Consider the following 9,174-nt stretch of genomic DNA (forward strand, 5'->3'; position numbering starts at 1 on the left):
CCGCCACGTTCATGCGCCGGGCCTCATAACCATCGCAGATCGGGCAATAGCGGAGAAGCCCACGCGCCACGCCGATGTCATGCATCGCATCAGGCATCTCGGGACGCCGGTTGACGACGCCCGTCGCAAGGACAACGGTCCGCGCATACAGGACGTTCAGTTCGCAGCTTGCCGAGAAGTGGTCGCCTGACGCGACGATTGCGTCAATCTCACCTCTCTGGACCGTACCGCCATATTCGCGCAGCTGAGCCTGCAAACGGGCAAGAAACGTGACGCCGGAAATGCCGCCGGGAAATCCTGGCAGGTTGTGCGAGCGCGGGATGGACGCGGCGCGCCCTGCCGCCGCATCGTAGACGACGCAGCTCCTGAGAAACCGCGACAGATAGATCGCGGTCATGAGGCCCGCTGGACCACCGCCCACTATCAGACAGTCGATGACCTCCTCAGGATCTCCAGTCCAGCCCTGATCGGTCAACCGCAACCTCATCATTACCCCGCGCATGCGCCTATCAGGCCCGCGGCCACAGTTGGTTTAAGGGGAGACGCAGTGAAAAAGCGCTCCATGCTCCCTTCTGAATACGCGCTGCCACCGCCGACCCCTCATCGAGAGCGGTGCGTCGGCACGAAAAAAGATCGTGAGGGGTGACCCGTCCAGCTGCGTAATACAGGTGAGCCCAATTGAAATGGAGATTACCTAAATGCGCCGCTTGTTCATCACGACTGCCGCCGCCGCCCTGTTCTTCGTAGGCGGCGTGGCGAACGCGCATCCGAAGCTGGTGTCCGCCAGTCCCGCTGCCAACGCGGCGGTCGCGACCCCCGAGAAGATCAGCCTCCAGTTCAGCGAGAAGCTCGTGCCGGCTTTCTCTAAGGCCGACCTTACCATGGCCGCGATGCCTGGCATGGCGGCCATGAAAATGCCCAGCAGCGCCGCAGTCGGCGCCGATGGCCGGACGCTCACCATCACCCCGAAGCAGCGTCTCCCGCGTGGACGCTACAGCGTCGACTGGCAGGTCGTCTCTGGCGACACACATAAAATCACCGGCAGCTACAATTTCACGGTGAAGTGAGCGAATGCTCGACTGGCCGACCGTCGCCATCCGCTTGGCGTTGTACCTGGTCCTGGCGGCGCTGTTCGGCCTGTCGGCCTTCAGCCTCTACGGCCTTCGCCTTGGCGAGCGCGATGATGCAATCGCGCTGCGGCCTTGGCTCACGGCAAGCGCGGCGCTCGGGTTGCTTCTCTCGGCCGCTGGCCTGATCCTCATGGCCTCGGCGATGGCCGGATCTCCGTTCTGGCCGATCGATCAGGCTGCTGCGGCCGCGCTGCTCGGAGGGTCGGCGGTTGGCACCGCCTGGAAGGTGCGTATGGTGGCGCTCGTCATCGCCGGCGGTGCAGCCCTGCTGGCGCGAGGCAGAGCATCATGGCTGGCTATGGCCATGATTGCGGCAGCCGCGGCATTGGCGACACTCGCGTGGAACGGGCATGGTGCCGCGAGCGAGGGAAGCACGGGATGGCTTCACCTCACTGCGGACATCCTCCATCTCCTTGCTGCCGGTCTGTGGGTCGGGGCGCTGTTCGGATTGCTTCTCCTGATGGCGCGGCGCGCCGAGGAGATCGATGCTGCGCACCTTCGGCTGACCCATCGCGCCCTGCACGGGTTTGGCTCCGTTGGTACGCTCGTTGTTGTTACCCTGGTGGTAACTGGTTTGATCAATAGTTGGCTGCTCGTCGGGCCGACCAATTTTATGGCTCTGGGAACGACACTTTACGGCCTGTTGCTGCTCGCCAAGCTAGCCCTGTTCGCCGGGATGCTGGGGCTCGCTTCCCTCAATCGGTTTCGCCTCACGCCGGCCTTTGAGCGCTCGATTGCCATGAACGACCATCGCGGGGCGCTTAGGGCGCTGCGGGTCAGCCTCGCGATCGAGACAGCCTGCGTGATCGGCATTCTGGCGCTCGTGGCATGGCTAGGCACCCTCGCGCCACCCGCGTCGGGCATGTAAACGCTATGGACCATCCGCCCACACAAGCGCCGCCCAGGCCTTCCACCTTCTTTTACCCACTTGCGCGGCTTAACCCTCGCCTCCCAAGATACCCCCCGCTTGGACTGAGCTTACGTGTCCGACGCCCTAAGTCGCCCACAGGTGCTTGCGGGACTGTCGCCTCGCGCTGCAAAGCTGAGTGTACGAGAGGATTGGTCCGGGATGGTCATTACGTTGAGTGCGCGGGACAAAAAGCATGCCTGTCGCGAGGCAAGCTCTTGATGATCCTTCATCCAAATGTTGGATTTTGAATGAACAAGCCGCGTTGACTGAGGGAACAAGGAGCGGCGATGGCCATGAACGAAAGATTGCATTTCTGGGCACCGCGAATGCTGAGTGCCCTTCGGATCGTTGCCGGTCTCGTCTTCCTTGAGCACGGGACGCAGAAGTTCCTGTCCTTCCCGCTTGGCCAAGCGGCAGGTAGTGGCTTTGCATTCGACAACCCTGGGGCATACGCGGGCTTGGTCGAGCTGGCGGCCGGGCTTCTGATCGCGCTGGGCCTGTTCACCCGTCCAGCGGCTTTCCTGGCTTCCGGCACGATGGCCGTCGCCTACTGGATCGCGCACGCGCCGCAGAACGCATTCCCGGTCAACAACGGGGGCGATGCAGCGATCCTCTACTGCTTCGTGTTCCTCTATCTCGTGTTCGCGGGGCCAGGACCTTGGAGCCTGGACGCTTCCCGCCAGCGTCGCGGGGAAGGGGCATGATGGTCGCCGGGCGGATGCCTGCACTGTTCATCGGCCACGGTAGCCCGATGAACACGCTGGAGCGGAACGGCTTCACCGACGCCTGGAAGTCGCTCGGGCGAACACTGCCCCGTCCCCGTGCACTGCTGGTCGTCTCGGCCCATTGGTATTTCGGTGCGACCGCGGTAACGGCCATGCCGAGACCTCGCACGATCCACGACTTCTACGGCTTCCCGCAGGCGCTGTTCGACTTCGACTATCCCGCACCCGGCGCGCCAGACGTTGCGCAGGAAATCGCGGAAGTGGTGAAACCGGAATGGGTTGGTCTCGACCGCGACCAGTGGGGTCTGGATCACGGCACCTGGTCCGTGCTCGCGCACCTCTACCCGCAAGCCGACGTGCCCGTGGTGCAACTCTCGATCAACGCGCTGCGCCCGCTCGAATACCATGTGGCCCTCGCCGCGCGGCTCGCCGCGTTGCGCGACAGCGGCGTGGCGATCCTCGCCAGCGGCAACGTCGTCCATAACCTACGAGAAATCCAGTGGGATCAGCCTAACACAGCATTCGATTGGGCAGAGCGGTTCGACGACGCCGTGGTAGCGCAGCTCGCCGACACACCGGGCGACATATTGAAGGTGCGTGAGCATCCTGATTACGCGCGCGCCGTGCCCACGCCCGACCACTTCGTTCCGCTTCTCTACCTGGCAGGGTTGGCGGCTGCGGAGGATACCCGGCCGGAGCCGATCGTGCGCGGCTATTCGATGGGCTCGATCTCCATGACCTGCCACGCGCTAGGTGTGAACCTGCCGGTCGACACGGAAGCGGAAGACGCCGCGACGCTGCCGCGCGACGTTCCCGCCGACCAGACAAACATCTGATCCGGTCGGTTAAGCGTTGTCAGCTCAGCCGGCCAAGGCCAGCACGCGGGTAGGCACGACTGAACAGAGAAAGGAAATATTTATGAAGCTTGTAATGGCAGCGGCGGCGTCACTCTCCCTAGTTCCGCTAGCGGGTTGCGCGACGATGAAAGCTACCCCCGAACAGCGGGCGAGCTGCGAGCGCATGGAGCAAACCATGGGCATCAACACGACGCATGATCACGGTGAGATGAAGGGCCAAGGCATCAACTCGATGAATCTCAGCCACCGGCGCTGCCAACAAATACTCGCTCAGCCCCAATAAGTCATCGCGGCTTTGCCTGCCGGTTTGGTATTCAGATGCTGAAGGGATGAGACTCGCGGAGTGCTGCCAATTGCGATGATCTGCTTCGAAGAAAGCAACGATCGAATCCGACACCGCACAAGCGCGCCCGGCCGACAGCCTATCAATCACGGAGAACGCCATGAGCTTACAACAGGCCCTTTTCACGATCGGTATGGTGGTCAGCAGCGCGACTCTCGCCCTTACGCAAACCGGCTGCTCGCGCACCGGATCGCCGACCAGCGGAACCGTCTTCACTGCCGACGAGGAGGGGAAGGCGATCAGCGTCGTGAACCCGGAGACAGGCCAGGTTGAAACGACGGGCATCGGCATCTCGCCTCACAATGTGCAGGCATCGAGCGATGGGCGCACCCTTTTCGCGGTCGGGTCGCCAATGGTTGCGGGCCAAGCAATGGGCGACGGCATGGCTGGTCGGGGGCGGCTTCTCGTCTTTGATGCAACCAGAGTGTCCCGCGGGCCGACCGCCGATATTGAGGTCGGCCGAGAGCCGACACATGTCATCGTCGATTCGCAGGGCGCGCGTGCGTTTGTTCCAAATGCAGGAGACAACGCCATCTCGGTAGTCGATCTGCAAAAACGGCAGGTGATCAAGAGCATCGCGGTCGGAAAAGCGCCGCATGGCTTGCGCATGAGTCCAGATGGACAGATGATCTACGTCGCCAACACGGACGACGGGACCGTCTCCGTCGTGAGCGTCAGCGGTCTGGCAGAGGTCGCGCGCATTCCAGTCGGCAAAGGGCCCGTGCAGGTCGGCTTCACTCCCGATGGCAAACGCAACTACGTATCATTGCGGGATGAGAACAGCACCGCGGTCATCGACACTGCAAGCCGGCGGGTGATCGCCAAGATTCCGGTGGGACCGGGACCTATCCAGGTCTTCGCCGCGCCTAATGGCCGGGAAGTCTATGTCGCTAACCAAGGAACGGAGGCGGCTCCCGGAAACACCATGTCCATTATCGACACCGCGAATCAGAAGGTCACCTCTGAGGTCGTCACCGGGGCAGGCGCTCACGGCGTCGTAGTCAGCGGCAGCGGCGATAGGGTTTTTGTCACGAACGTCTTCGCCAACACCGTTTCGGTGATCGACCCCGTGAACCGGAAGGTTCTGCGCAATATTACTGTAGGAGCTGGTCCTGGCGGGGTCACCTACGCGGCTACGAAGTGATGGACTCATTCTCATGAGCACTCCGCCTCCAGAGGGACCTCTTCCTTATAAATGCACCCCTGTATTCGACGAGAACACGCTTCCGGCCACGCTTCGAAAGGAGCATCGCACCAAGCCTGGGGTGTGGGGCGTCATTCGAGTGCTCGACGGTCGGTTGCGCTATCAGGTGCTCGACCCGGCTTCGGAAACGATACTCGATCCTGATTGTCCTGGCCTGGTGCTCCCGGACCAACCACATTTTGTCGAGCCGCTCGGACCGATGCGAATGCAGGTCGAGTTCTATGACCGGATGCCCGTACACGCCGCCGGTTAACGGCGTAAAAGCTAGCCTGTTGGTGTTTTCAGAGACGGACGAACGAGGATAGCAATTCATGGCCGATGGCAAAAGCAGTGAAGCCGGCAGCGGCCAGGGTGGTGGCGGCGTCGTTCTGATCACGGGCGCGAGCGGCTTCATCGCGGCCGCGTTGATCGCCAAGCTTAGCGAGCGCTATAGGGTCGTCGGCCTCGATCGCGCTGGTCCTCCCGATCCGCCGCCGCCCGCCGCAGCAGTCGACTTCGATCTCGGCTCTGACGAGGCAGTGCGCGCTGCACTTGATGAGGTTCGTGCCCGCTATGGCAACCGCATCGCCTCGGTGATCCATCTCGCCGCCTATTACGATATTACGGGCGATGCCAATCCGCTTTATGACAAGGTCACCGTGCAGGGCACCCGCCGGCTGATTGACGGGCTACAATCGTTTGAGGTCGAGCAATTCATCTTCGCCAGCACGATGCTGGTTCATAAGCCGACTTCCACACCCGACGAGCGCATCAACGAGGACTCTCCGATCGGTGCGTCCTGGGCGTACCCGCAGTCAAAGGTCGATGGCGAGGCGTTGCTGCATGAGCAGCACGGGAACATCCCGGTCGTCTACATGCGCGCCGCCGGAGTTTACGACGACGACGGACGCTCGGCGTTTCTCGCGCAGCAGATATCGCAGATTTACGAGCACCGCCTGATCTCGCACTTTTATCCCGGCATGCTGTGTGCGGCACAGTCATCGGTGCACCGCAACGATTTGGCCGATGCCGTGCTGCGTCTCGTCGATCGGCGGCACGAACTTCCGACGGAGCTGCCACTGCTCATCGGCGAGCCCGACGCGCCCGGCTATGCCGAGATCCAGGACATCGTCGGCGAGGCGCTCCACGGCGAGGGCTGGAAGACGATCCGGATTCCGCAGCCGCTCGCGAAGGCCGGGATTATCCTGCAGAACGAAGCGCTCGGCAGTGACGACTTCATCCAGCCCTGGATGATCGACAGCAGCAACGACCACTATATCCTTGATATCTCCCGAGCGCGTTCGCTGCTCGGATGGGAGCCGAAACACAGTCTCCGCGACACACTGCCCGCGATCGTTGCCGCGTTGAAGCGCCATCCGCGGGCCTGGTATCGGAACAACAAGCTCAACGAGAACCTGGTTGCCTGGCACGATAAGCCAGAGGCCGAACCTGTAGCGCCGAGCCATCAACCTGCGGCGGCAGGCGCCGGGATGGCCGGTATGGATCACGGGGCTGTGGACCATAGTAGCATGGACCATGCAGCCATGGGGCACGGCCCTGGCGCGGCGGACATGGCGATGTCCGGCCACGGTGCACACGGCGATCACATGGCCATAATGGACCGGGACGAGCGCCGTGCGCGCTGGGCTCTTTACGCGAACATCGGTCTTGGGCTGTGGCTCGCCTCCAGCCCGCTCATATACGACTCCGTGACCACGCAGAGCGTCGGCGAGGCCGCGCGCTTCGTAACGATTGATCGCGGGTTGCCGTCGATTGAGTGGCGGGCGAACGCGCTGGCCATTAGCGATGTCGTCAGCGGCCTCGCCATCGCGCTGTTCGGTGCGCTGTCGCTGTCGGCCAGGACCAAGACCTGGGCGCAATGGGCGGTGGCGTTCGTCGGCATTTGGCTGTTCTTCGCCCCGCTAATCTTCTGGAGCCCGAGCGCTGCTCAGTACAACAACAACCTGCTCATCGGCTCGGCCGTGATTGCCCTGTCGGTGCTCGTGCCGATGATGCCGGGCATGAGCATGGCGGGCATGATGGACCCCAAGAACATCCCGCCTGGCTGGACCTATTCGCCGTCCACTGACGCGCAGCGGCTGCCGATCGTCGCCATGGGCCTGATCGGCCTTCTCACCTCGCGCATCCTGACCGCTTACCAGCTCGGGCACATCGATACAGCCTGGGAGCCGTTCTTCGTCGGATCGCTGACTGACCCGCGTAACGGGACGGAGGAGATCATCACTTCCGACATGTCGAAGGCGTGGCCGATCGCCGACGGCGGTCTCGGCACCATCAGCTACGTGCTCGAGATCCTGATGGCAGTGATGGGAACCCGCGATCGCTGGCGCACCATGCCGTGGATGGTGACCTTCTTCGGCATTCTGGTCATCCCGCTCGGCGTCGTCAGCATCTACTTCATCATCAGCCAGCCGATCGTCATCGGCACGTGGAGCACGCTGGCGCTGATCGCCGCGCTCGCCATGCTGATCATGATCCCGTTCGCGCTCGACGAGGTGATTGCGATGGGTCAGTTCCTTCTCTGGGCGCGCCGGCAAGGCAAACCGCTGATCCGCACCTTCTTCCAAGGCGACGCGATCGCGGCCGGCGGAGAGGACACCTCGGACGCGATGGCCTCGCCAAGCACCTTCTGGGCGGACGCGAAGAAGGGTCTGACCCTGCCATGGACGCTGACTGCGAGCATCGTCATCGGCGTCCTGCTGATGCTCACCCGGGTATTGTTCGGCACGGAAGGCGGGATGGCGAACAGCGATCACGTTGTGGGTGCGCTGGTCATCACGGTCGCGATCATCGCCACAGCGGAGGTTGCCCGCGTGCTGCGGCTGATCAATGTCGCGTTCGGAGCCTGGCTCGTGGCCGCGCCTTTCCTCCTGGACGGCGTTGGTCACCTTGGTGCCGTGGCCTCGGTCGTAGCGGGCATTGCGCTCGTCGGCCTCAGCTTTCCAAGGGGGAAGCGCAGCGCCGAGCATTATGCAGGCTGGGACAAGTACGTGATCTGAAAGTATCCTCGATCACTGCTGGCTCCATTGCGGACCTTGATCGCGCATCGCACCGTCTCGCGTGCCTTCGTCGCCGCTTTCTTGCGTCGTTCAATCGGGACCGGTTCACGGTCACGATCTGTCGCCGGCGACGATCGCCCGTTGACGCGGCGATGTTCATCATCGGCTGCCTTGGTGATCGCGCCCTCCGCCCAATACTGCTAATGAGAGCTGTTCGCATAGTGCGCGACGAGTAAAGCTTGGAGACGATCACCCATATGCCGTCACTTCGGGTCGCGCTGATTAAGCCTGCACTCGCGCTGGTCGCGTCGCTTATGCTGCTGTTGATTCCCGCTGCGGCGACGGCCGATCCCGGCGACGTGCAAACCGCTTGGCGTCTGCTCGATTATATGGCGGTCGATTATGGCGGTGCGGTCGCCAACGGCGCGGTCACAAGTGCGTCCGAATACGCGGAGATGACGGAGTTCGCCGCAGGCGTGTCCACCCGCCTGCGCGCGCTCCCTGCGACACCTGAGCGGCAATCCCTGATCCAACGGGCTTCGCAGCTCCAAGGCGTGATTGCCCGCAAGGGCTCGGCCCAACAGGTCGCGGCGCTCGCCTACGGGCTCGCCGCCGATCTGCTCAAGGCCTATCCGGTTCCGCTCGCCCCGGACAAGACACCGGACATCTCCACAGCAGGAGCGGTTTTTCGACAATCCTGCGCGTCCTGCCACGGCATGACAGGCAACGGGCACGGTCCCGACGCCGCCAAGCTCGACCCGCCACCGATCGCCTTTACTGATGCCGAGCGAGCGCGCCAGCGCAGCGTGTTCGCGCTCTATCAGGTGATAAGCCAAGGCATCGACGGAACCGCGATGCAGAGCTTCGTCGATCTGTCTAGCGATCAGCGCTGGGCGCTCGCGTTCCGCTCCGGCAGCTTCGCCTCCACCGACGCACAAGCGGTCGAGGGTGAGCGGCTGTGGAAGTCGGACGCGAGCTTGCGGGCACGAATTCCCGACCTGAAAAC

The 9,174-nt window shown here is 63.1% G+C and carries 10 protein-coding genes; 8 read left to right on the forward strand and 2 right to left on the reverse strand.

All coding sequences use genetic code 11. The annotated features are described in order from the left end of the window. Positions 1-397 (reverse strand): NAD(P)/FAD-dependent oxidoreductase (locus AX685_RS02690; protein WP_443026245.1); only part of this gene is annotated, 397 nt, incomplete at its 3' end. A 301-nt stretch (positions 398-698) separates the two neighbouring features. Between AX685_RS02690 and copC the strand changes: the two genes are divergently transcribed. The 4 genes from copC to ygiD all read left to right on the forward strand — a co-directional run bounded on the left by copC (position 699) and on the right by ygiD (position 3,601). Then, positions 699-1,067, forward strand: a complete 369-nt coding sequence (gene copC / locus AX685_RS02695) for a copper homeostasis periplasmic binding protein CopC (protein ID WP_007407009.1) — start codon at positions 699-701, stop codon at positions 1,065-1,067. A gap of 4 nt (positions 1,068-1,071) precedes the next feature. Then, positions 1,072-1,998, forward strand: a complete 927-nt coding sequence (copD, locus tag AX685_RS02700; protein ID WP_007407019.1) for a copper homeostasis membrane protein CopD — start codon at positions 1,072-1,074, stop codon at positions 1,996-1,998. Between the two features lie 329 nt (positions 1,999-2,327). After that, positions 2,328-2,744, forward strand: coding sequence for a DoxX family protein (locus AX685_RS02705; protein WP_443026246.1), 417 nt, complete (start codon positions 2,328-2,330; stop codon positions 2,742-2,744). After that, complete coding sequence (gene ygiD / locus AX685_RS02710; RefSeq protein ID WP_066485174.1) at positions 2,741-3,601, forward strand: 4,5-DOPA dioxygenase extradiol; 861 nt, start codon at positions 2,741-2,743, stop codon at positions 3,599-3,601. Before AX685_RS02705 ends, ygiD begins: the two co-directional genes overlap by 4 nt. Positions 3,602-3,728: 127 nt before the next feature. On the opposite strand, the gene AX685_RS21360 is transcribed toward ygiD, so the two are convergent. After that, on the reverse strand, positions 3,729-4,055 hold the full coding sequence (locus AX685_RS21360) for a hypothetical protein (RefSeq protein ID WP_156445626.1): 327 nt from the start codon (positions 4,053-4,055) through the stop codon (positions 3,729-3,731). Positions 4,056-4,065: 10 nt separating this feature from the next. Here AX685_RS21360 and AX685_RS02720 point away from each other — a divergent pair, with 10 nt between their 5' ends. The 4 genes from AX685_RS02720 to AX685_RS02735 all read left to right on the forward strand — a co-directional run. Further along, the gene (locus AX685_RS02720) at positions 4,066-5,109 is read left to right on the forward strand and encodes a cytochrome D1 domain-containing protein (protein ID WP_066485176.1); all 1,044 of its coding nucleotides are present in this window, start codon (positions 4,066-4,068) and stop codon (positions 5,107-5,109) included. 13 nt (positions 5,110-5,122) lie between these two features. Beyond that, positions 5,123-5,422 carry a DUF1971 domain-containing protein gene (locus AX685_RS02725; protein ID WP_066485179.1) on the forward strand — a complete coding sequence of 100 codons (300 nt, stop codon included), beginning with the start codon at positions 5,123-5,125 and terminating at the stop codon, positions 5,420-5,422. Between the two features lie 58 nt (positions 5,423-5,480). Further along, positions 5,481-8,168, forward strand: coding sequence for a vitamin K epoxide reductase family protein (locus AX685_RS02730; protein ID WP_066485181.1), 2,688 nt, complete (start codon positions 5,481-5,483; stop codon positions 8,166-8,168). Between the two features lie 257 nt (positions 8,169-8,425). After that, positions 8,426-9,174 (forward strand): c-type cytochrome (locus tag AX685_RS02735; RefSeq protein ID WP_156445628.1); only part of this gene is annotated, 749 nt, incomplete at its 3' end.

Source organism: Sphingomonas sp. CCH9-F2 (genome assembly GCF_001556735.1).
In the GTDB taxonomy this organism is placed as follows: Bacteria; Pseudomonadota; Alphaproteobacteria; order Sphingomonadales; family Sphingomonadaceae; genus Sphingomonas; species Sphingomonas ginsenosidimutans.